General features: G+C 40.8%; 28 protein-coding genes and 1 tRNA gene. 23 read left to right on the top strand and 6 right to left on the bottom strand.

All coding sequences use genetic code 11. The annotated features are described in order from the left end of the window. Nucleotides 1-75: 75 nt before the first annotated feature. The 6 genes from B0O44_RS12550 (at nucleotide 76) to B0O44_RS12525 (ending at nucleotide 3,641) form a co-directional block, all read left to right on the top strand. On the top strand, nucleotides 76-579 hold the full coding sequence (locus B0O44_RS12550; protein WP_110830996.1) for a hypothetical protein: 504 nt from the start codon (nucleotides 76-78) through the stop codon (nucleotides 577-579). A 20-nt stretch (nucleotides 580-599) separates the two neighbouring features. Continuing rightward, nucleotides 600-992, top strand: a complete 393-nt coding sequence (locus B0O44_RS12545) for a DUF3592 domain-containing protein (protein WP_110830993.1) — start codon at nucleotides 600-602, stop codon at nucleotides 990-992. A 52-nt stretch (nucleotides 993-1,044) separates the two neighbouring features. Further along, complete coding sequence (locus B0O44_RS12540; RefSeq protein WP_110830990.1) at nucleotides 1,045-1,353, top strand: hypothetical protein; 309 nt, start codon at nucleotides 1,045-1,047, stop codon at nucleotides 1,351-1,353. 145 nt (nucleotides 1,354-1,498) lie between these two features. Further along, complete coding sequence (locus B0O44_RS12535) at nucleotides 1,499-2,005, top strand: RNA polymerase sigma factor (protein WP_110830988.1); 507 nt, start codon at nucleotides 1,499-1,501, stop codon at nucleotides 2,003-2,005. A 4-nt stretch (nucleotides 2,006-2,009) separates the two neighbouring features. Beyond that, nucleotides 2,010-2,666: a hypothetical protein gene (locus B0O44_RS12530; RefSeq protein ID WP_110830985.1), complete on the top strand. Its 657-nt coding sequence runs from the start codon at nucleotides 2,010-2,012 to the stop codon at nucleotides 2,664-2,666. Nucleotides 2,667-2,993: 327 nt separating this feature from the next. Then, the gene (locus B0O44_RS12525; protein WP_146229824.1) at nucleotides 2,994-3,641 is read left to right on the top strand and encodes a hypothetical protein; all 648 of its coding nucleotides are present in this window, start codon (nucleotides 2,994-2,996) and stop codon (nucleotides 3,639-3,641) included. Here B0O44_RS12525 and B0O44_RS12520 read toward each other — a convergent pair whose 3' ends face one another. Next, the gene (locus B0O44_RS12520; protein WP_110830980.1) at nucleotides 3,642-4,274 is read right to left on the bottom strand and encodes a class I SAM-dependent methyltransferase; all 633 of its coding nucleotides are present in this window, start codon (nucleotides 4,272-4,274) and stop codon (nucleotides 3,642-3,644) included. Between the two features lie 141 nt (nucleotides 4,275-4,415). Here B0O44_RS12520 and B0O44_RS12515 point away from each other — a divergent pair, with 141 nt between their 5' ends. Together B0O44_RS12515 and B0O44_RS12510 are read left to right on the top strand one after the other, a co-directional pair. After that, on the top strand, nucleotides 4,416-4,940 hold the full coding sequence (locus B0O44_RS12515) for a GNAT family N-acetyltransferase (RefSeq protein WP_110830977.1): 525 nt from the start codon (nucleotides 4,416-4,418) through the stop codon (nucleotides 4,938-4,940). Between the two features lie 120 nt (nucleotides 4,941-5,060). Next, nucleotides 5,061-6,254 (top strand): PAS domain-containing sensor histidine kinase, encoded by a 1,194-nt coding sequence (locus tag B0O44_RS12510; RefSeq protein ID WP_110830974.1) that lies wholly within the window; start codon nucleotides 5,061-5,063, stop codon nucleotides 6,252-6,254. A 92-nt stretch (nucleotides 6,255-6,346) separates the two neighbouring features. Here the strand turns inward: B0O44_RS12510 and B0O44_RS12505 are convergent, their stop codons facing one another. Then, nucleotides 6,347-7,432, bottom strand: a complete 1,086-nt coding sequence (locus B0O44_RS12505; RefSeq protein ID WP_110830971.1) for a DMP19 family protein — start codon at nucleotides 7,430-7,432, stop codon at nucleotides 6,347-6,349. Nucleotides 7,433-7,631: 199 nt separating this feature from the next. Here B0O44_RS12505 and B0O44_RS12500 point away from each other — a divergent pair, with 199 nt between their 5' ends. Next, the gene (locus tag B0O44_RS12500) at nucleotides 7,632-8,363 is read left to right on the top strand and encodes an energy transducer TonB (protein WP_110830968.1); all 732 of its coding nucleotides are present in this window, start codon (nucleotides 7,632-7,634) and stop codon (nucleotides 8,361-8,363) included. A gap of 155 nt (nucleotides 8,364-8,518) precedes the next feature. Then, nucleotides 8,519-9,085 (top strand): hypothetical protein, encoded by a 567-nt coding sequence (locus tag B0O44_RS12495; protein ID WP_146229823.1) that lies wholly within the window; start codon nucleotides 8,519-8,521, stop codon nucleotides 9,083-9,085. A 16-nt stretch (nucleotides 9,086-9,101) separates the two neighbouring features. Here B0O44_RS12495 and B0O44_RS12490 read toward each other — a convergent pair whose 3' ends face one another. Together B0O44_RS12490 and B0O44_RS12485 are read right to left on the bottom strand one after the other, a co-directional pair. Continuing rightward, complete coding sequence (locus tag B0O44_RS12490) at nucleotides 9,102-9,302, bottom strand: RNA-binding protein (RefSeq protein ID WP_110830962.1); 201 nt, start codon at nucleotides 9,300-9,302, stop codon at nucleotides 9,102-9,104. Between the two features lie 85 nt (nucleotides 9,303-9,387). Beyond that, a complete protein-coding gene (locus tag B0O44_RS12485; RefSeq protein WP_110830959.1) occupies nucleotides 9,388-9,888 on the bottom strand; it encodes a DinB family protein in 501 nt (166 codons plus the stop codon). A 175-nt stretch (nucleotides 9,889-10,063) separates the two neighbouring features. Here B0O44_RS12485 and B0O44_RS12480 point away from each other — a divergent pair, with 175 nt between their 5' ends. After that, nucleotides 10,064-10,459, top strand: coding sequence for a hypothetical protein (locus tag B0O44_RS12480; RefSeq protein WP_110830957.1), 396 nt, complete (start codon nucleotides 10,064-10,066; stop codon nucleotides 10,457-10,459). Between the two features lie 8 nt (nucleotides 10,460-10,467). Continuing rightward, entirely contained in the window at nucleotides 10,468-10,911 is a 444-nt protein-coding gene (locus B0O44_RS12475; protein ID WP_110830954.1) for a hypothetical protein, read from the top strand. On the opposite strand, the gene B0O44_RS12470 is transcribed toward B0O44_RS12475, so the two are convergent. Then, a complete protein-coding gene (locus tag B0O44_RS12470) occupies nucleotides 10,908-11,324 on the bottom strand; it encodes a nuclear transport factor 2 family protein (RefSeq protein ID WP_110830951.1) in 417 nt (138 codons plus the stop codon). The two genes, B0O44_RS12475 and B0O44_RS12470, sit on opposite strands and share 4 nt — an antisense overlap. 133 nt (nucleotides 11,325-11,457) lie before the next feature. Between B0O44_RS12470 and parS the strand changes: the two genes are divergently transcribed. The 8 genes from parS (at nucleotide 11,458) to B0O44_RS12430 (ending at nucleotide 17,752) form a co-directional block, all read left to right on the top strand. Further along, on the top strand, nucleotides 11,458-11,916 hold the full coding sequence (gene parS, locus B0O44_RS12465; protein ID WP_170123325.1) for a type II RES/Xre toxin-antitoxin system antitoxin: 459 nt from the start codon (nucleotides 11,458-11,460) through the stop codon (nucleotides 11,914-11,916). Then, nucleotides 11,916-12,386, top strand: a complete 471-nt coding sequence (locus B0O44_RS12460; RefSeq protein WP_110830946.1) for an RES family NAD+ phosphorylase — start codon at nucleotides 11,916-11,918, stop codon at nucleotides 12,384-12,386. Before parS ends, B0O44_RS12460 begins: the two co-directional genes overlap by 1 nt. A gap of 109 nt (nucleotides 12,387-12,495) precedes the next feature. Further along, a complete protein-coding gene (locus B0O44_RS12455; protein ID WP_110830943.1) occupies nucleotides 12,496-13,056 on the top strand; it encodes a hypothetical protein in 561 nt (186 codons plus the stop codon). Further along, nucleotides 13,049-13,849: an SDR family NAD(P)-dependent oxidoreductase gene (locus tag B0O44_RS12450; RefSeq protein ID WP_110830940.1), complete on the top strand. Its 801-nt coding sequence runs from the start codon at nucleotides 13,049-13,051 to the stop codon at nucleotides 13,847-13,849. The genes B0O44_RS12455 and B0O44_RS12450 overlap by 8 nt, the downstream gene beginning before the upstream one ends. After that, on the top strand, nucleotides 13,849-14,847 hold the full coding sequence (locus B0O44_RS12445) for an NAD-dependent epimerase/dehydratase family protein (RefSeq protein WP_110830938.1): 999 nt from the start codon (nucleotides 13,849-13,851) through the stop codon (nucleotides 14,845-14,847). The genes B0O44_RS12450 and B0O44_RS12445 overlap by 1 nt, the downstream gene beginning before the upstream one ends. A 1-nt stretch (nucleotide 14,848) precedes the next feature. After that, nucleotides 14,849-15,931, top strand: a complete 1,083-nt coding sequence (locus B0O44_RS12440) for a sensor histidine kinase (RefSeq protein ID WP_110830935.1) — start codon at nucleotides 14,849-14,851, stop codon at nucleotides 15,929-15,931. Then, nucleotides 15,906-16,679 carry a LytR/AlgR family response regulator transcription factor gene (locus tag B0O44_RS12435; protein WP_110830933.1) on the top strand — a complete coding sequence of 258 codons (774 nt, stop codon included), beginning with the start codon at nucleotides 15,906-15,908 and terminating at the stop codon, nucleotides 16,677-16,679. The genes B0O44_RS12440 and B0O44_RS12435 overlap by 26 nt, the downstream gene beginning before the upstream one ends. An 80-nt stretch (nucleotides 16,680-16,759) precedes the next feature. Continuing rightward, complete coding sequence (locus B0O44_RS12430) at nucleotides 16,760-17,752, top strand: NAD-dependent epimerase/dehydratase family protein (protein ID WP_110830931.1); 993 nt, start codon at nucleotides 16,760-16,762, stop codon at nucleotides 17,750-17,752. Between the two features lie 17 nt (nucleotides 17,753-17,769). On the opposite strand, the gene B0O44_RS12425 is transcribed toward B0O44_RS12430, so the two are convergent. After that, a complete protein-coding gene (locus B0O44_RS12425; RefSeq protein ID WP_110830927.1) occupies nucleotides 17,770-19,119 on the bottom strand; it encodes an MFS transporter in 1,350 nt (449 codons plus the stop codon). A gap of 240 nt (nucleotides 19,120-19,359) precedes the next feature. On the opposite strand from B0O44_RS12425, the gene B0O44_RS12420 reads away from it, so the two are divergent. From B0O44_RS12420 to B0O44_RS12410, 3 genes are all read left to right on the top strand, one after another. After that, a tRNA-Arg gene (locus B0O44_RS12420) sits at nucleotides 19,360-19,433 on the top strand. 188 nt (nucleotides 19,434-19,621) lie between these two features. Further along, nucleotides 19,622-21,016 (top strand): S41 family peptidase, encoded by a 1,395-nt coding sequence (locus B0O44_RS12415; protein ID WP_110830924.1) that lies wholly within the window; start codon nucleotides 19,622-19,624, stop codon nucleotides 21,014-21,016. 111 nt (nucleotides 21,017-21,127) lie between these two features. After that, complete coding sequence (locus tag B0O44_RS12410; RefSeq protein ID WP_110830921.1) at nucleotides 21,128-22,318, top strand: winged helix-turn-helix domain-containing protein; 1,191 nt, start codon at nucleotides 21,128-21,130, stop codon at nucleotides 22,316-22,318. The last annotated feature ends 7 nt before the right edge of the window (nucleotides 22,319-22,325 follow it).

Raw genomic sequence — 22,325 nt, 5'->3', positions numbered from 1 at the left:
GCTTTGGTTAAGACAAATGGTTAGGGGACATTAGTTGGATTGATTTAATACTGAAGCATCAACAGGAGACTATATATGATTAAAAAAGCTTTACTTATTATACCATGTTCTTATCTGCTGTTTACTGTTTTGATGCTCCTATATTATACAACTTTAGGTATTGATGAAGCGCGGTTTTCTGGTCTTTTAGACATTATTCCAGCGACGATTTGTTTAACAATTATCTTGGCCACTTTAGTGGTAAATGTCCTTATTTTACTAAATCTTAATTCAATCCGGAGAAAATGGATTTTTATTAATCTGTTAATTTGTTTACTCCAAAGTATTCATATTTTGATAAATGGTTTTCAGTTTAGATATGTTCAGGGTTATGAATTGGTAACCTTTATTAATTTTAACGGTATTGAAGATAAACTGACTCTGGGTTGGTACTATTATCCTGCAAGATTGAATTTTATCCTTCAGTTTATTCATTATAAGAATTCTGCTATCGCTTTAAACCTTATTTATGTGGTTTTGTCGCTTGTTTTCTTTTTGATATGGCGTCACATGAAACCTGAAGAGAAAGTGCTAGTTTAGAAGTTAACAATTCGTTTCAAATGGAAAATAATTTTGTTGTTTTTGCTGTAATTGGTTTAGCACTAATTCTTATGTACTTTATCCGGTACAGGAAGCGTAAAGATTATCAGCTAAATGCTATAAAAACGACCGGTGTTGTGGTTGATGTTGTTGTTGAGTTTAAAGGCGTAGGACGTTTTTATTATCCTATTGTCAGTTTTACATTAAACGATGGAACATGGGTTAGAGAAAAGTATTCTGATGGAAGTACTCCTTCTTTATTTAAGAAAGGAGAACAGGTGGAGTTGCTATATAAATCAGATGACCCGGCTTCCTTTATGATTGTTAATGATAAAAGTAATTACTTTGATAAAATTTTATTAGCTATAGGGGTAATAATTATTCTGTATTCATTATTTGTTTTTATAAGATAAATCGGTGTATTCCAGTTTGTAGGATTGTAATTTGTAAGAGTGAAATTAAACAATGGATTTTTTTGAAAAAGCGCTTGTAAAGTCGCTGGAAGGCACACATCGCTTCAATAAAATCTTTTCTATTGAATTGGATGTAATTAATTCGTTTGTGTATTCCGGGGATAAATATTTATGGATTCGGCAGCTTGTTGAATCCCGGGATTGGACTACTCTAAAAATGATTGACGAAAAATTTCATTATGGCCTTTCCGATGTTCTTGTTCTTTATGATGCAAAGATCAACACCGAAAAGTACCTGTTGTTGGTATTGGATCCATTTGCATTGGAACTGGATCCCTGTGTATTGAATGTATATGTTTAAGAAATAGCTCCTTTGCAATGAACAGATAAGCTCCTGTAAAGTAATGAAGCAAAAGAAATAAGGTCTGTGACATTTCACCTGCTGGTGCGAATAATTAGGAAAATTTAAAATTAACTTTAATTACAGCAGATGAATTTTAACAATCATGAATACGCCTGAGCTGGAAAAGCAATTTTTATGGGTCATTGAGCAGAATAAGGGCATCATTTATAAAATCGCCAATTCTTTTAAAAAAGATGATGATGATAAAAAGGACCTGGTACAGGAAATCATCCTGCAGCTGTGGCGCTCCTTTCCCAGCTATGATGCCAGGAGTAAGCTTTCTACCTGGATTTACCGGGTTGCTCTAAACGTGGCCATTACTTCTTACCGCAAAGAAAAAATAAAGGAAAAGTTCAATACGCCCTTTTCAGAAAGCATAATGGTATTCGAGCAAGAGCCGTCCAACGAGAAAGACGGTAATCTGGCCTTATTGCAACAATTTATTAACGAACTCAGAGAGTTGGACAGGGCCTTGATGTTGTTGTACCTGGAAGAAAAAAACGGGAAAGAAATGGCCGAGATCCTGGGCTTATCTGAAACAAACATCAGGACAAAAACAAACAGGATCAAAGAACAATTAAAACAAAGGTTTTCAAAAATTAACAATTAAAATTATGAACGAGCTAGATATAAAACAGCTGTGGCAGGCATATGATGCCAAACTGGAAAGATCACTACAGCTTAATGAGAAAATAATCAAAGAGATTCAAACACAAAAGGCCGAAAACAACATCAGCTCATTTCGACGAAGTCAGATTACAGGGGTTGTTGTTGGTTTGTTATGGGTATTGCTATTGGTGTTTTTAACCATTGCAGGTGCTCAAAATATTTACTTTTCGGGTTCTATGGGAATCATTGCCTTATTTAACATTTTGGCTGTGGCCACTTATATCCGGCATCTTGCACTGCTGGATCAGGTGAACATTGCCGATAACATTACCGGCGCGCAGCAAAAACTGGCCACCATACAGGTTTCTTTAAACAATGTAAGCAGGATAATGATTTTGCAGGCACCTTTTTGGTGTACCTTCTGGTACAGCCAGCAACTTGTGGATCATGCGGGCCTTACATTTTGGCTCATTAATTTGGCTGTGGTGAGCTGTTTTATTATTTTATCTGTTTATCTGTATCAAAAGCTGAGTTATAAAAATATCCATATCAAATGGGTAAAAGCATTTGTTGAAAGTTTTGGTGGGAAAAAATTAAGCAGTGCTATGGAGTTTTTACATGATATTGAGGCGTATAAAGCCGAAAGCTCAGGTGAAATTTAGTCTTTAAATGTTAACAATGGCTCTTAAGACGCTGATGTGATGGGATTAGCTGTAGTTGTGGTGGTGTTTGTTTTAGTTAAAATTGTTTTATGTTTTAATTCAATAATAATTATTTACGATAAATAATAACATTTTTTTATTTTATTATTTTTGTTTGAGTTAATTTTTATCTATACATTAGTCTGTTTTTGAAAATGTAATCTTAAAATGCTTATAACTGATGTTGTTTTCAAAAGTTAAAATGTAGATGTAATTACGATGGCAATAGGTGCAATACTGTTCATTATTTGGATAATCATAGTGAGGCGTTGGTTTATAATGGATCCGGTGCCTAAAAAGAAACCGGCTTTAAAAATTTATTACAATAAACAAGCCGCTGAAAGTTTTGTAAACAGACTTGAACAACTTGGTTATTTCAGGTATGCCGATGCTGCTGACATTGATTTACTAAAAAAGGACATGGTTAAAAATTATGCTCCCGATGCGGAATTGACGGGTATTTGGGATGACGAAAAGGAGGCGCCAAAAGAGTACAGGTACTATTCTTGCGACGGAGAAGATGTTTATGAAGACGGGGGAATACTTGCTCTTCTGAATAATTTAAAACCAACGTTTGACAAGCTTAATTTCAAATGCGACGTTACAGATTATTTTGCAGACTGGGACTCAAATAAGAAATGGCTAAATCAGGGGCTCACCATGAATGGTACTCCGTACATCATATTCAAAAATTTTCCACGGGCAGGTTGGGCCGAAGCGCCAAAACGAATTGCCGAGATTTTAAATGCCGAACTGGCCAAACAAAATATTAAGGAGAAAATCTATCTGATTAGCATCGATAATGATGGGCGGTTGATCTTTTTAACCGAAGAATTGTACCAATATATTTATTCGGTTTATCAAAATCCTTATTGGAAACCACTTGAATTAAATGAATGGGCAACAGTCATGGAAGTGGAACCCATGATTTTGTAATTAAAACAGGTTGTTAACTTTTCTGCATTTAATTAAAAAAAATGGCTGGTTTTCATTGATTTCTGTGATTTCGAATAATCCGGCTTTACCAAACTCCGATTTTATGGATGCCTGGTCATAGAAAAACAATTGTGCCCCTTCGAATATTTCATAACGGTCTTTGCTGATCTGTTTGCCTTGTCCATAGGTGGGTGCTTTTTTTGAAATCATAGTAAAGACCATATAACCATTTTCCTGGAGCTGGTCATAGCAGTCACGGATAAGTTTTTCTCTTTCGCTACTGCCCAGTAAATGAATTAAAGCATAACAAAATATCCCGTCATATTGGTTTTTATCAAATGGCATATCCGTTACAGAACCATGATGAATCACCATATCTGTTCCGTAATGTTTTTTAGCCATTTCAATAGCTGTTTTAGAAATCTCAATACCGGTTACTGTCATTCCACTCTCCTTAAAAACCTGTGCGTTCCGGCCATAACCGATGCCTGGGATCAGGATGTTTTTTACTGATTTTTCAACAAAAAAATCCTTTGTCAGTGCGGCAGATTTTGCAGGCTCAAAGCCCCACATTTCTTGCTTTTCCCCAAAGGCCGATTCCCAGAATTCTGGTTTTTCTGTTTCGTTTGACATGATTTTTTGTTTTATGCTACAATGTTGCAATTTAATGGAAATCAGCGGACCATGTGTCAGAGATATTTAATATTTCCAAGTAGGAATGATTTGTTTTAATTTGACAGATTATCTTTAAAATTGCACGTCAAATTTTATGAAATGAATAATCAACTGATCAAGGCATCCCTGGCTGAAGTGAATGAACTTCAATACATCTGCAGGCAGGCTTATGCCCAAAATTTTGGGCACCATTGGAATGAAAATGGTTTAGAGTTATACCTTGAAGCAGAATTTGGTACAGAAGTGCTTTCGGCCAATTTAAAAAATGATGTGTTTGAATACTACTTTATCCAGGTTAATGGTACCAGTATAGGGTTCATTCAATTAAACCACCGGATAAACCTTCCCGGCGAAGAAGCTGTCAGGGCAACTGAGCTCAAGAAAATTTATATTCTTCCCCAGCACAAGGGAGGGGGGACAGGTAGTCACATGATTCAACAGGTCATAGGAATGGCACGGTCCAAAAAGAACACCGTTTTATTTCTTTATGTCATTGACCAGAATTTTAATGCGATTGCTTTTTATGAAAAGGTGGGTTTTAGGTTTCACAGTAAAACCAGGGTGGATGTTCCCTTTTTTAAAGATGAACTCCGTGGGATGCATTGTATGTATATAGAGATATAGGCCTTTTTTCTAAATCTGGTTAAAAAGTTGTAACGTTTTTCTTTACATCATAAATTCCCTGTCAATTTTTTTTAAAAGGGTTGCAGTGCTTTCCCTTCTTGTTAAATTAGCATCGCAGTTATGACAAAAAATAATCATTTAACCGGAACGGGCGCTTCGGCAGAAGACCCCGATGAAACCCGTCGGCTCAGGGAACGAATAGTTTTGCTTGAAGCAGAATTGGCAGGTAGTAAACAACAGTTGTCTGAGCTGGAATCAAAATGCAAAGAACAGAACCACTTGTTAATGGTATTTTTGGATCATCTTCCCATATGCCTGTACAGGGCCAAATTCGACGGGACAATTACCTATTCCAGTGGGGCGGGACATAAATTGCTGGGCTCGGGTTATGTAGATGTGATCGGTAAAAACTCCTTTGAACTGTATCCCTATTGCTGGGAAATGGTACAGCAGGTGATCAAAGAGGGTATTGCGCATCAGATTCACCATTTCACGGTAGATGGTAAGGAGCTTTATTTTCATGATACCATGGTTAAAGACCCAATGGACGAAGCTTATATAGGGATTTCTTTTGATGTCACAGATTTGAATCATGCAAAAAAGGAAATTGAGCGGCAGGCGGCTGAACTGGCCGAAATAATGGCTTTTAAAGACCGTTTGTTTTCGGTGATCTCGCACGACCTGCGAAGTCCTCTCAATAACTTAATGAGCGCGGCCCAATTGGCAGAAGAAGAATTGATTAGTGGACAGGAGCATCTGGAAATGGTTCACCAGATTAACCTCAATGTAAAACAGGTTAGAAGTGTATTGGATAGCATTTTAAAATGGTCTTTTCTGCAAATGGGGCAACAACAGGATCCGGTTAAGATTCAAATGAGTGGTTTTATCCGGGAGCATATTGATTTGTTTGCTTTGCTGGCGTTTAAAAAACAAATTGAAATCCGTGTGGATTGTCCGGAAAATTTAAGTGTACATGCCGATGCAGACCTGCTTTCGTTGGTGTTGCGAAATTTTATAGACAATGCGGTTAAATTTACACCCTTTGGCGGGCAGATTAGTATTGGTTTGAAGGCTATGGCTGGACAACAAACTTTTTTTGTATCCAATACAACAGAGAAGGGCATAGATGAAGAAACAATCACCCGGATTTTATCGACCCGTGACATGCAGTCCGATTATGGCACGGACAATGAACTGGGTTCGGGTTATGGTTTACAGCTTTGTAAGGAGTTCATTTCTAAGATGAACAGTGAGCTGAAAATAGAAGGGTACAGGGAAGGTTGGACAACATTTTATTTTGAGATAAAAGATTGATCAACTGTGAATTCTGAATCCCGCGGATTTTTTCATTATTTAAGTTATGGCTGTTGCGATGAAGAATAATCTTTCAGCAGGCTTTTAAAATCTTAATCGCTTAGCTCATTTTTATGGGACATAATATAGTTAAATATTAACCCTTTGAGGTTTTCCTTCTGGGTTAATACTTGCGAGGCTTCTGAGCTTTCATAAGTGTAAAGTTCCTTTTCTATACCTTGCCATATTGGTATGGCTTGGTCAGCAATTTTTAAAAGAACTTTTAATCTGTTTGCTCTGTTTTCAGGAATAATGCCCTCTGGCCATTGTTGCATAGAAGACTTAAAAGCCTCCAGTGTTCGACGGGCCCCAATTTCTGAAAGCAAGTCTATTGTCTGAGGGTAAAACCTGCCAGTATATTTAAAATAAAACGATGCCAGGCCGCTATTTCCACTATAACCATCATATATTTCTCTTGAATTTAAAAGGATAAATATTTTTTTTTCTAGATCACTGAGCTGTTCAATGTTATCACCATGGAGTACCTTGTTATCTAGTTTTTCCTGAAATGCGCGAAGTACATCATTAGTGTCCAGCTTTAGTATTTCGGAATAAGCTGTTTTGGTATAGAGCGACGATGTTCCATATTGAATGCCTGCCTGTTGGAAAAAATTCTTTAACAAACTGAATTTGTCTTCACAAAAAATGCCCTGAACCACCTTTTTGGAAGATGCTCTGGTACGGTGGCACTCAAAACAGATTTCAATAAATTCAAAGGCTTTTCCTGCGGCATCCAGAAATAGAATGCCATTTCTGGGTTCGTAGCATTTATAATTTGATAGGAGACGAAGAATTGGTTTAATGTCAGGGTTGTAGCCGATATTGTATAAGATTTCGGTTAATTCATTGGTCTGGACAGTATTTAGGGTACAACTTTCCAGTACTTTTGAATTGTCGATACGCTTTTTATGAACCGGAATAAGGTCATCCTCCTTAAAAGAAATCAATTTAATGCTGCTGACTTTGTTAAAGGGGTAAATTGCCAGGCGTTGAATTGGTTTGTATTTGCTGGTGTTAAAACATTCATTTGCAAGCTTAATGATTAATTCTTCTCTTGGTGTCGGTTCTGTAAACCCAGGAACTTGTCCCTGGGTTTTACCCGCTAAAAATAGTATGGTAATAAACAAAAGAAAACGCATCTGCTGGTTATTTAAGCATACAAGATATAAAAATCACTTAAGCTTTTATCGTTTAAAATAGCGCTCATTGGAATACAGTTACATCAGGTGTTATTTAATCCATATCAAACCAGATCAGAGCTTGTTTCTTTATAATATGAAGAAAAAATAATATAATTTTGGATGACAGGTTTTAATCTGACAATTTAAATTAACACTCATGAAAAAATATATTGTTCTTTTGACCGCTTGTTTATTTTTTATAATGACTGGTTCAGTATGTGGTCAATCTATTGACACAATATGGTATAATAACAAATGGAAGGAGACTACGGTCCCCTCTGAACATTACTATTTCAGAACTATAAAAAGTAAGTCTGATCATACATTTGAAGTGATTGACCATTTCCCGGACGGGAAACCGCAAATGGTGGGTACTTTTACCTCTCTTAAACCTGAGAATAGAAATGGAACGTTTTTCTATTACAATAGTGCAGGTATTTTAGAAGAAAAGCAGATCTATTTTAATAATATGGTAGGTGAGGTTTTTGTGTACAAAGAAGACGGTAAATTAGAACTACACAAAATTCAGGCGGAATATTTGGCCACCTTAAGCCGTGAAGAGAAAAAATCCAGGTACAATATTATTGAAGTTGATAAAGAACCTGAATATGTGGACGGCCAAGAGGCAATTATGAAATTTATAAGAGAGAATACAAAATATCCCGATGCTGCTCGTAAAAGAGGGGCTTACGGAAGAGTGATGGTTGCCTTAACCATTGATGAACATGGGAAAATAGCAGGCATTAGAATCGCCAAAAAAACAGATCCCGATTTAGACCAGGAGGCATTGCGCGTAGCTAGATTAATTCCTGAAAAATTTATTCCCGCAATGGATCAGGGAAAAAATATTACAAGGGATTATGCTATACCTTTTAACTTTCAACGTTAAATGAGGGGTTCCCGGTAAGATGTAGTAGTATAACTAGATGTAAACCCCATTGCAGTTGCCGATTTTACCTACATGTAGACATTTTGTAGGAGGGCATTATTTGCAATACTATTACTGGATCTGCAATTTTGCTGGTGTTTAAGATAAATACCAGCATGATGAAAAACCTTGTAACGACCAAAAAAACAGTTGCCTCGCTGAAAGGCGGTTTGGTGAAAAGTACGTTGCTGCTGCTCCTGTTTATGGCCGGCAGCTGTAATATGATGTACAGCCCTCAGGAATATTTTGACAAAGTGGCTTTAAATACCAATATGATTTCCCGTTTTGGTGCCGATTATTTTTACACCTACGAAAAATATATTAAAGGCGGCGGAAGTGCTGATTTCAATACCTGTGAGAAATACCTGCTCAATTATTCTATCGCTTCGGCAGAACAGAATTTTAAAAAGGTCAAAGATTTATATGCCAGCAAGGAAACAGAACCCATGATCAATGCATCGCTGGATTTGTATACCTATGTTTTAAACAGCTATAAAACAGACCACCTGAAGATTGCCCGGATGATTGACCAAAAAGCGCCAGCTGATACCATAAACAATGCTTTAGCAGAACTGGATAAAAAAAGTTATAAAACTTTTGCAGAAAAGTACGAGAAACTCTGGGGCCTTGCAGAAACCTATGCCAAAGACCACAACATTACCGTAAAAAAGATGCCTTTTTAAATCGAAAATCAAAAGACTACCTGGGAGAAATGACAACATTTCTTCCCAGGGTTTTGAATCTGACCGCGTTGTCCTGTTCAACGGTAATGGTTATATGGCCGGTTTTGCTGATGTGTATATCTCTGACTGTACCGGATTTTCCAGTATGTGTCCCTTTGACAACCATACATTTGTCACCATCTTTTAAATTCTCTGTTGTGCCGGCTTGAGTTTGCATATGGACTAGAATTGAACTTAAATGTAATGAAATTTATGCCATAACAAAAAGCAACTAAAAATGGAAATTGCAGTGACAGTCCTCTTTATTCTTGTGCCGGTATACCCATGCCGGCCCATTCTTCTTTAGTAGGACCGTAAACCCCCGGCACAGCTAGTCCAAGCATACGCATGATGATGGTCATTTGTCCGCGGTGGTGGCTTTGATGGGTAATCAGTATACGTAATAGAGTGCCTTTGGTCCAGGGACTTCCGTACATGTCTACCTCATCGGTTAAAGAAGAATCTGTCCATTTGGAATGCACGGCTTTTGCAAACTGCTCGGCGTAATCCTGATAAATGGCTGTCAGGGCTGTCATGCTTTCCGGTATGGGCTGTTTGTCGAGCGGGTCGCTGGTTAACAGTCCACTGCGGTAACCAAAATCGGTAATGGTTTGGCTCAGATGCCAGGCCAGGCGTTCGAGTGAACGTACATTTTCGTTCAGAACCGTCTGACGGCTTTGATGGGTAATCATAGAAAATACTTTTGCAGTGTTTTCACTTTCGTATTTCCAGTCGTTTAAAAAATCGGTGATGTTGCGGTACATAGGTAAAAAATTAATCGTTCCGGTCCTGCAAAATAATCAGGACTTAACGCAAATATAAAATATTTTTAAACTAAAATAATTAGTATTTTCAAAATTAATAAAACTAAAATAATTAGTATTTTATTTGGACTTAACTTCCTATTTGATATAGATTTGTAAGGAAATTAAGGAACAAATGATGCGCAAATTAGAATTTACCCCGGGCGGCTATCTTTGGCAACTGGATTACCGCGATACAATCAGGTTATTGCAGGAAAAACTGGTGATGTTTGTAAGGCTAAATGGAAAGCTGCGCAACAACATCATTAACAAAACCCAGTTTTTTAACAACACGGTAGAGTCTATAGAAATTAACCTGATGGAATTTTCGGAGGCTTACCGCTCAAAATTTATTGACGGGGACATGGACGAATACTGTCTGAAGTTTATGGAGCTATTGCGTCCTGTACTGATTGATTTTGTAAAAGAGGTTGGTTTTGATGCTTATGCCTTTCGGTTCCGCTTTCGTTATGGCAAAAAAGTATTCGAAAAACAGAAGAACATTTTGATCCCTATTGAAAATATTGATTAATTCGTGGTATGATTGAATTGGCTTATTTCCCTCCGGGGACAGAAAGAGTAGTTTATCAGGTGTTGCAGTTCCGTTCAGGTGAACCCTGGCGTATTGTTGATGGGGACGAGTTGTTGGGCAGTATCGAAAAATTGGAAGGCGAGTGGTCTGTACGTGGTAAAACCGAAATAGATCAGGACCTGGTAAAGCGCATCGGTCAACTGATTGATCAGCAAAATTTCAACAGGTTGCCCTGGGACATTAAATTACACTGGAAAACGGATGTTCAGGAAGTTATTGCGCAGGGGGACGACCAGTACCTGGTCATTTGCAGACCTGGAATCGACTTTGACAGCTTTGAGCGTTTGTTCAGGGAGTGCATTGCAGACCTGCTCAAGGATCGCTGGGAAATTTGCTTTAAGGTCTACAATGCACAGATGTCTGCCGATTTTGAAGTGCGGGTAAAAATTTAAGGTAAACATAAGGCTTCCACCAGGCCGTTGCTGTCTTCTAAAAAGCGGTAGCGGACAATCTGCCCGTTTTTTATGGTAAAATGTGCAGAAAATATAGAAGAATAAATCTGGGAAGAACGGAGCATTTTTGAACTGAAATGACCTGTCGCTACTGCGAAATCTCCTTCTGCAAGGATATGCTCTATTTGTGCAGTAACAGGTTCTGTGTTTTGCCAGAGTAATTCAAAAAAAGCTTTAATTTGACGCTTGTTTTCACGTTTGCCAAGCCAGGGTGCCAGCTCCTGATCTCCTGGGATATCCCAGTCTGTTTGCTCTGCAAAGAACCCGGTCAATTTTTGCAGCTCCCTGTTTGCAAGTGCCTGGTAAAAGTTCTGGACAATTTCTCGTGTTTGGATGGTTTGTGTTTCGGACATAAGGATTTAAAATCTGTTTTCACAAAAAAAGAAAAAGGCACTGACAACCCTATGGCAGTGAAGATTTGAAAAAATTCTTTTTCCTTAAAACAAATGCGACATTTATTCCTTATATTTGGTAAAAATGTCGGATATGGCGGTTTTAGAGAAAAAAAGAAATTTTGTTTATGACATCGTCTACCTTTTAGGTGGAGCGGAACTGGTACAGGGAAACATCCGGTCTGATTTTGATTTGATTACTTTAAGCAATACCGGGATCAAAAAAGCTTCTGTTGATGCCCTTGTAGGGCATATGGGTATGTCTAAAAAGAACTTTGCAGAAGACATCCTGAACCTTTCGGTCAAAACCCTGGAGCGCAAAAAAAGCGAAGATAAACTGGATAAATATGCTTCTTCCCATGTCATTGAGGTGGCAAAAGTTGTAGAACATGCCTTTGAAGTTTTTGAAAATGAAGACAAAGTACAGCGCTGGCTGAGTACACCCAACCGGGCTTTAAACAATATGAAACCGCTGGCCCTTTTTTATCTGCCAACCGGCCTGGCCATGGTAGACCAGGTTCTGGGAAGAATAGAAGAAGGGGTCTATTCCTAATGATCGTTTACCGTATTGCAAAATCAGAAAAAAGAGCCACTGATCTTTCTGGTATGGGCGCCTATAAGGAAGGCGGGCGCTGGAACAATCCGGGCACCTATATGCTGTACAGCAGTGAAAACAGCTCTCTGGCTTATCTGGAAAGTCTGGTGCATTTTGATGCAGAAGATACCCCGCCCGATTTGTATATTATGGGAATAGAAGTCCAGGCACCCGAAAATGGAATTTATATGCTTCCGGATAAAGCTTATCCGAAAAGCTGGCAGGCCATTGGAAACCTTGAAAACCGTAAAATTGGTGATGGGATGATGAATGACCGCAAATATATTGCTGCAAAAGTCCGTTCGGCCATCAATACTTTAGAATACAATTATTTGTTAAATCCATTGTTTCCGGGTTACCATGACCTGGTGAAGGTTGTTTCCATTGAGCGCCTGCAGGTAGATGTCAGGCTGATCAAAACAGCCTGATGATGATTTAATACGGTTCAGGCGGAAATCTCCGCAGTTCAGCACAGATTCTTTTTTGCCTTGTAAACTTATGAACAGTTTTGGTGCTCGGCACTGTAAAACTGACGTAATGTTAAAAGCGTATTCTGTAAAAGGAAATAAAGACCTGAAGGTCGTAGGGGGAATTTCGGACTTTGTTGTCTTACATCAAACCGTTCGAAAAATGATGTTGGTAATTGCAGATTATGAAATCGAAAAAGCTGATGTTTCTACGCTCCTGGGGCATTTTCTGGGTAAAATAGAACAAGCTTATCTGGGCGAGGGCATAAAGGAAACCTGCCTGGTCCGAAAAGAACAGGTCAGCCAGTATGGCTTTTACAGTTCCTGGATAGAGTTGATTTTTATTCATGACTTGTTGCGCTTATTGTCTGGTTATGCCGTCCTGGACAGTCAGGATGAAGTGAATTTACAACTCCTGGAGCATCTTGCAGAAGAGTCCCTTTGTGAAAAAGGAGAGTTTTATCCCGGGACAGTCAGAAATGCAATCAGGCAAAGTTTTGCAGGCTGGGGCATCAGGGAATTTCTGGAGCGGTTTAATTGCAGTTCAGATCAGCTTTTTCCCGATGTAGATTCCCGGTTGCTCCTGGAAGTAAAAAAATGCCTGGACACTTATTTTTATGATCATGAATAGGGCGCTGCAGGACTATACACTCATTACAGGTGCCAGTTCGGGCCTGGGCAAGGAATTCAGCGTCCAATGTGCTGCGCGTGGAATGAACATCCTGATGATGGCCCTGCCGGGTAGTTTTGCTACTGGTCTGGCCGAAAGCCTTATGCAGGAATACGATGTGGATGTGAAGGTATTTGAATTTGACCTGACCGACAGGATGCAGTTATTGGAACACCTGAACCACATTCTGGAAAATTTCGAAGTCAGTTGTCTGATCAATAATGCAGGGATCGGCGGCACGGCGGCCATGAGCGAGAGCTCTATGGAAGCGCTGGACCAGATCCTGCAGGTGAACATCCGGAGTATGGTCCAGATTACCCAGACTTTACTTCCGCACCTGCTGCGCCAGCAAAAGAGCTATATTTTAAATGTATCGAGCATGGCGGCTTTTACCCCGATTGCTTATAAAACAGTATATCCTGCTTCCAAGGCTTTTATTTCTTCATTCTCTTTGGGCCTTAAGGAAGAACTTTATGGTACGGCTGTTTCAGTAAGTGTGGTTTGTCCGGGACAAATGATGACCAATTCTTCTGTATCTGCCCGTATCATAAAGCAGGGTATCCGGGGCAGGATCGGGCTGATGTCCACAGCTGAAGTAGTTCGGATCTCTTTACAAAAAACTTTTGCAGGTAAAGCAGTGATCATACCTGGCGCCTGGAATAAAATTAACTATCTGCTGATGCGGTTTTTGCCTCTGGAACTCAAACTTAAAATTGCTTCCAGGGTGATTAGAAAGGATATGGTTTTTAAATAATGTTTGGAAAAAAAGGAAAAGTACTGATTACAGGCGGTAATGGCTTTTTGGGGACAAATGCTGCAAAAGAATTGTATGAACAGGGCTATGAGCTGAAGCTGATGATGCGGCCTTTTGCCAATGTTAAAGCCCTTCCGGATATTCCTTTTGAAGTTTATTACGGGGACATCAGTGAGGCAAACCATGTTGCTGCTGCGGTAAAGGGCTGCGATTATGTGGTGCATGCGGCTTCTGTAACCAGTCAGTGGGGGGTAGATGAGCAGGTCTATGAAAGGGTAAATGTCAGGGGCACAAAAAACATCGTAAAAGCCTGTCTGCAGCATGGGGTCAAAAAACTGGTGTACATCAGTACAGCCAATACCATTGGTCCTGGAAACCGTTCCGGGGCTTCCACCGAACTCAGCTCTTTTAGTTTGTCTTACCTGAGCTCGGGTTACATTAGCAGCAAATACATTGCCCAGCAATATGTTTTAGAACAGGCTGCACTGAGGAATTTACCGGCAGTGGTCCTCAATCCGACTTTTATGATTGGGGCGGGGGACGTCAAACCCAGTTCAGGTCAACTGATTCTGCACGGGTTAAACAAACGGTTTGTTTTTTATCCGCCCGGAGGGAAAAATTTTGTGGCTGTAAAGGATGTTTGCCTGGCCATAGCCAGATCATTGACCTTAGGCCGGCAGGGAGAGTGTTATCTGTTGGCGGGCAGAAATTTAAGTTATGGTGATTTTTTCAGGTTGCTTAATGAAGAAAAAGGCCAGGATCCCAGGATGTTGCGTATTCCGGCTTTTGTTTTAAAAATTGCTGGCCTTGCGGGCAGTATTGCGCAGTTGATGGGCAAAAAAAATGTAAAACTCAATTACTTCGCTGCCTGTACATTGTGTGCGTATAATTATTATTCCGCAGACAAAGCTGTGCGTGAACTGAATATGGAATTTAGTCCGGTTTCCAGGGCGATCGGTGCGGCATTGGCCTGGTTTAAGGAACATCAATATTTTTAACATGAAAGTTGTGCTCCGGGACCGTTTAATGGTATATGGGCTTAGGATCCTGGTCCTTTACCTTTTCAGTTTGGTATTTAAATCTTTTGACCTTTCTTTTCCGGCAAGGTCCGGTTCAGTGCTGTTCAGGAGTGAGGGTTTTAGTCTGCTTTTTGTGATTTTTGGTTTGCTGGCCTGGGCAGGTGGGACTGCTTTTGCCAGGGGCATTGAAAAAAAAACAAGCAAAAAGACCGGTTCTTTGAAGGTGCTGGTGTTGGTGTTTGGCCTGTTTGCTTATGGCCTGCTAACGGCTTATCTGTTCAGCTTCTGTTATGCCCTTTTTGATGTGGTTTTTTTTGGAAATTATATGGCCTGGAGCAGTTTTGCTTCTTTCAGCTACGACCTGATTTTTGGGCTTTTTATGTTTTACCTGCTTATTCTGGCTTACAATGGGACCATTTTCTATTATAAAAGCTGGCAGGAATCCAGGCTCAACGAAGAAAGGTTGCGCAGGGAAAATATCCAGGCCAAATATGATGTGTTAAGGAGCCAGGTAGACCCTCATTTCTTTTTCAATTCTTTAAGTGTGCTGACCAATCTGGTGTACCAGAGTGCAGACCTCTCTGCTGAGTACATTACCCAGCTGGCCAAAAGTTACCGCTATATCCTGGACAAGAAATTTGAAAACCTGGTGCCGGTAAAAACAGAACTGGAATTTCTGGAGTCGTATTCTTTTCTCATCCGGATCCGGCACCAGGACAGTATTGAATTTGACATTTCCATTAGCGAGGAGGTGCAAAATAAAGGGATGCTGCCCCCGGCAACCTTGCAGATGCTGGTGGAAAATGCAGTAAAACACAATCGTTTTTCTGCGGCCAGTCCCTTGCGGATTGCTATACATGACAAAGAAGATACCCTGTTTATTGTCAATGATTTTCGCAAGCGTTACGGGGTTAAGACATCTATAGGACTGGGCCTGGACAACATCAGTAAAAGGTATGAGCTGACCAGCGATCGTAAAATAGAAGTCATCGAAACCACAGATCAGTTTATTGTTAAAATTCCTATTATAAAAAATCATGAAGGTCATCATATTCGAGGATGAAAGGCACAATGCCGAAAGGCTGGTGCAGCTTTTACAAAAATGTGTAACCAGGCTGGACGTACTGTCCATTATGGAGTCAGTAGAGGAAGGCCTGAAATGGTTTGCCGAAGAAAAGGGGCAGGCCGATCTGGTGTTTATGGACATTCAGCTGTCGGACGGAAATTGTTTTGAACTTTTTGAACACCGGGAAATCAAAATTCCGGTGATCTTTACCACTGCTTATGATAGTTTTGCCCTGCAGGCTTTTAAGGTATACAGTGTTGACTATTTAATGAAGCCAATTGACATCCGTGACCTGGAAAGGGCGATGGAAAAATATGCGTATTTTAAGGTCCCTTCCAATGGCCTGCAGATCTCTAAAATAGCGGAAGAATTTTTCAAAAGGGAACATAGCCGTTTTATAGGGAAAATCAACAACCAGTTGATTTATGTAAAAGCCAGGGACATTGCTTACCTGTATTTTATGACCGGAATTACCTGGGCAGTTACCCAGGCAGGGCAAAAAGTACCTTTAGATTATTCCCTGGACCAGATGGAAAAAATGCTGGATAAAAACTTCTTTTTTCGCATCAACCGGAAGCTGATTGTACATATCGATGCAATCCGGAAAATTACCACCTATTACAACAGCCGCTATGTGATACAGCTGCTGCCCCAGGTGGATGAAGATATTGAAGCGGTGATCAGTCGGGAGCGTGCAGCGGGCTTCAAGGCCTGGCTGGAAGGACAGGTGTTTCTGGGAGGTTAGAATGTGTAATGGTTATTTATTTACCCTCTGATTTTACAGATTGGTTTTGTCGCATGGACCACTTTTGTTAATTTTAAGGCATGAAGGTATTGGTTACCGGAAGTGCAGGGCATTTGGGAGAAGCCCTGGTCCGTACATTAAAAAACAGAAATTACCAGGTGCTTGGCCTGGATGTAAAAGCCTCTAATTTCACCACTCATGTGGGCTCTATCACCGATAGTGCTTTTGTAAAGCAATGCATGTCAGGTGTACAATGGGTATTTCATACTGCAACCCTGCACAAACCTCATGTGGTGACCCACAGTCTGCAGGATTTTATAGACACGAATGTTTCGGGGACTTTAAACCTGTTGCAGGAAGCTTCGGCCGCTGGCGTGGCCGCTTTTGTGTTTACCAGCAGCACCAGTGTTTTTGGTGATGCGATGGTGCCTGAAAATGGAGGCCCTGCCGTTTGGGTAACAGAGGAACTGGTCCCTGTTCCAAAAAATATTTATGGGGTGACTAAGCTTGCAGCAGAAAACCTTTGCCAGTTGTTTCACAGAAACCAGGGGCTGCCCTGCATTATTCTCCGCACCTCCCGTTTTTTTAACGAGGACGACGATCAGAAAGGAATAAGGGAGCGTTATTCTAATGACAATTCAAAAGTAAATGAATATTTATTTCGCCGGGTAGATATAGAAGATGCTGTTGCCGCGCATATTTTGGCGGCCCAGCGTGCCGGAAAAATTGGTTTTTCGAAATACATCATTTCGGCCGCCAGCCCTTTTTCCGTTTCGGATTTAGTGGAGCTGAATGAAAATGCAGCTGCTGTACTGCAAAGACGGCTTCCGGATTATGTGCAGGTGTACCAAGACCGGGGCTGGGAGATGTTTGATCAAATTGACCGGGTATATGTCAGTGACCTGGCCCAAAAAGAGCTGGACTGGAAACCCAGGTATACGTTTGGTTTTGCAATTGAGCAGTTAAAGGCAGGGGAGCCGGCCAAAAGCCCAATGGCTTTACTGGTCGGAACAAAGAGCTACCATGAGACTACCTTTTCCGAAGGGCCTTATCCGGTAAATGAGGGCCGGTAAACCAAAACATTTGTCTTTTAATGCGCCTGCAGGTATTTGAAAATCAACAGGGCAGTACCAAGTAAACATAAAGCAGAAACAACAGCGCTGATGGTAATGGCATGCACAATATGGACAGCGCCCCCATTGGCCAGGGCGCCGAAAATGGCCACTCCAATGGCTCCTGCGGCCTGTCTGGTGGTATTTAATACTGCAGAAGCTGTACCCGAACGGGTTTTGGCTACGCTGGCCAGTATGCCGGTGGTCATGGCGGGAACAGCCAGGCCCATACCCAGCGGAATGGTAATGAAAGGGAAAAACAATTGCCAGTAAGGGGTAGCGGGACCAGCAAGCAGCAGGGCCGAAAACCCTATAGCAGCCAGGGTCAATCCAATTAAAATTGGAACTTTTGTGCCATAAATGGCCATCACTTTGCTGCTGATCAGGTTAGAGATGATAAAACCCGCAGTCAGCGGCAAAAAGGCCATTCCTGCAGAAAGGGAAGAATAATGCAAAACATCCTGAAGGTACAGGCTCAGTACAAATACGGTCCCGTAATAGGCGTTGTTAAGCATAATGCCAACCAGTACCAAGACATTAAAGGTTGGGGAATTAAAAAGGTCCAGGGGAAGTATGGGAGAGGGCGACTTTTTTTCAATCCAAAGAAACAGCAGCAGCATGGCTGCACTGAATAGCAAACCGCCCCAGATCAGGGGATGTTTAAAGCCCAGGCTATGCCATTCAATAATTGCGGCAATTAAAGTGGTCAAGGCAAGCATCCAGGTCAGTTGCCCGGGAATATCAAAACCCTTACCGGGATGACGTTCACTTTCTATAAGTTTAATGCTCAGCACCAGGCCTATAATACACAGGGGGATATTGACAAGAAAAATCATCCGCCAGTTGCTGATGTGCATCAGAAAACCACCTAAAATAGGCCCGGCGGCAATAGACACCCCGCCGGCAGCTGTCCAAAGGGCAACAGCCCTCGATCTTTGTTTTTTATCTTCAGAAAAACTCTGGTTTAAAATAGAAAGCGAACTTGGGATCATGGTGGCTGCCCCAACCCCCTGCAATACCCTGAAGCCGATCAGACTGGCGGGGTCCCAGGAGAGCCCGCAGCCCAGGGAGGCCAGGCCAAAAACGAATAATCCAAACTGAAAAATTCTTTTTGAACCCAGTAAATCACTCATGCCCCCTGCAGAAAGCATCAGTACTGCAAAAGCAATGGTATAGGCATCAACGATCCATTGCAGTTCGCTGATGTTGGCAGAAAAGGATTTGGAAATTTGAGGTAAAGCGATGTTTACAATAGATACATCCAGCTGTGAAACGACAAAGGCAAGGCTGGTGGTCCCAACCACAAAACCGAAATCTCTTTTTTTCATATTCAAATGTATCTCATTGTAATTTCAGATAAATATAAATTCCTGAAAAATGACTAAATAGAATCAATCTGAATGGGAATGTTTTTTGATGATTTTTTTTTCAGACTGATCTGTTTGATTTTTATGGGTTTAACAGCTTTTAAGAAAGATTTAAAGAAATTGCAGGCTAATTATTTTCAGAAAAAGTTTTGATTTCCAATTTCTAATGTTACTTTTGCATTCCGTTAGCGAAACGGAAATGCACTTGTAGCTCAACTGGATAGAGCATCTCACTACGGATGAGAAGGTTTGGGGTTCGAATCCCTACCAGTGCACAAAAAGCCTTAGAGAAATCTAAGGCTTTTTTGTTTAAGTAAAATTACAAAGCCATCCGTCCTGACTCCGTATTGGAACACGAGCTTCAGACGCTCAAAAACGGCCATTTTAAAAGCCTGTGAGGGATTGCAGACTACATTTAACAATGTTTAACACCTCCGAAATCCGATAGCAGTTAACTTTAGGCATGAAATTAAAATTAACTGCTCTGCTACACCTTTGTATTTTAATTGCTGTAGCGATAACCTTTTCTGCATGTGCACAAAATGCCAGAAACCTGAAAGGAACCTGGAAAATGGAAGGTTACGGAAAAATCATAGACATCAGGGATAGCGCTGTAAATCTTTATGACACCACCAGCTTCAGCTGTGTCTCCAAGGAAAAGTTAAAACTTAAAGACCTGGGTTTTTTAGGACAATTCAAACAGATCGCCCAAGATACCCTGATGCTCAGCAGTGGCATCACGACATACAGGTTAATACGAATAGCTGGTTTACCAGATCACTGCAAGATCAAGGGGAACTTAAATACAGACCCACTTTACAATTTTGATGTCTTTTATCATACTTTCCGGGAGAATTATGCCTACTTCAAAACAAGAAATATCAATTGGGACAGTTTATATACCCATACAAGAATTAAAATCAGTAAGCAGACCACACCTGCAGAATTGTACGGGCTGCTTAGCGAAATGACAGTCCGGGTTGGCGACGGGCATACCACTATTGCCAAACCGGAAGAACTTAAGGGGACGCCATCAAAAACAGCCGATGCAGTGGTGGAAGTGCTTCCTTTAAAAGAAATCCGTGATCATGTGCTGTATCAAAATTTAAAAGACCCTACCATCGCAGGGAGGAACTCCGAAGGAAAGGGACTGATCAATTGGGGTGTTATCAAAGGAGATATTGGTTATATTCAGATTAATGGAATGATCTGCTACCTTGACTTTAATATTCCCGATTCGCTTACGGGAGATAAATATTGGGAAAAATACAGCAATCATGTTTATAAAGAAACTGATGTCCAAGCTAAAGAAGCCGCTAAAGCTGGTCAGATCATCAGCAGGGCGCTGAATGAATTGCGTGGCACCAAAGGAATTATTTTAGATTTAAGGTTTAACGATGGAGGATTTGATGCGGTATCACTGGAATTGCTGAAGCATTTTGTCGCAGCAAAGACTTTAGTCTTCAACAAACAGGCCTGGATTGGGAAAGGGCTTACCGCAAAACAGGAAATATTTGTCGAACCAGCCGAAGTCACCTATAAAAAGCCTGTGGTGCTATTGACCAGTAATCATACCGCCAGCGCTGCTGAAACTTTTACTTTGGGGACAATGGCGTTTAAAAATTTCATCCGCATCGGTCATAAAACTCAAGGTATTTTTTCAGACGCATTGCCAAAGCAATTGCCAAACGGTTGGGAATTTACTTTATCTAATGAAATATTTACCAGTGCAAGTGGCCGGAACCTGGAAAATATAGGCATAAGCCCCGATGTCAATACAGGACCTGAGCAGCTTAAGAACCTACTGGTTAAGGATGCAGCACTGGAAGCCGCAGTGTTTAAATTAAATAAACGATAAAGCGATATTTAACGGTGTTTTTTAACCAGAAAACGAGCAAAAGGTATTGAATTGTATTTTTAATATCCAATAGCGACAGGTATTTTTTAAATTGCATCCAGCAAAACCCTAATGGAAAATACAATTCTTAGCAAATCACAGGCACGGAAAATTATTCTTAATGCTGCCGGACTTGCCCGAAAAGCACAGTTCGGAAAGGGGATAGAAGCAGTTTATAATGTCATTGACCACCTGGGTTTTGTACAGCTAGATACCAATTATGTGGTGGAGCGGGCCCATCATCATGTGATGGCGGCACGCATACCGGATTATGAAACCGCCTGGCTGGCGGAACTGTGCGAGCAAGGGCGTGTGTACGAGTACTTCACTTCCGATGCAGGTTACCTGCCCATGCACGATTTCCGTTTTTCACTGCCCGTAAAAAAAAACTTTGAAGCACAAGGCAAAACACTCAGCAGGCCAGAACTCAATTTAATGAAACAGATTATGGACCGGGTGGAACGGGAAGGGGCGGTTATGGTCGGGGATTTTGAATATGACAGGTTGGAGGCCAGCTCTGGCTGGTGGGACTGGCGGCCGGCTAAAGTGGCTTTGGAAAGGCTTTACCTGAATGGAAGCCTGATGATCAGTCGGACCAAAGCCTTTCAGAAAGTTTATGACCTGCCAATCAATATGGTGCCGCAGGAAACAGACCTGAGCACACCCTCCGTAGAGGAGTATGCCCGTTTTGTGATCCGGCGTACCTTAGCCGCATTGGGTATTGCTTCAGTAAAAGAAATGGCCTGGCGTGCCCGGAGGGTAAAAGACAACGGGCTTAAAAAAGAGCTGGAAAAAATGGTTCAGCAGGGCATGGTAAAAGTGGTCACTGTAGAAGGCCTGAAAGGCCCTTTTTATATGTTGCCCGACCAGAAAGTGGACGTTCAACTCTCTAATGAGGTCTTTATTCTTTCACCCTTTGACATCCTCAACGTTTTCCGTCATCGTTTAAAGGACTTTTTCGATTTTGATTACCAGATCGAATGTTTTGTACCCGCGCCCAAACGTCTGTATGGTTATTTTTCCTTGCCCGTACTGGCCGGAGAAACTTTTATAGCTAGAATGGACGCCAAAGCCGACCGCAAACAAAAAATACTCCTTGTTCATAACATCCATTTTGAAGCCCTGGACCTTGGACCGGCCATTATTGAAAAATTTGTCCAGGCCTTAAAAGCATTTGTCCGGTTCAATGGATGCCGGGACATTATTTTTAAGCGGTCCAATAATGAAACTTTTATGGAACTGATCAGAAAAGGATTTTCCTGAGCTTAAA

The organism is Pedobacter nutrimenti (genome assembly GCF_003208655.1).
GTDB lineage: Bacteria > Bacteroidota > Bacteroidia > Sphingobacteriales > Sphingobacteriaceae > Pedobacter > Pedobacter nutrimenti.
This window is presented reverse-complemented; position numbering and strand designations above follow the sequence as displayed.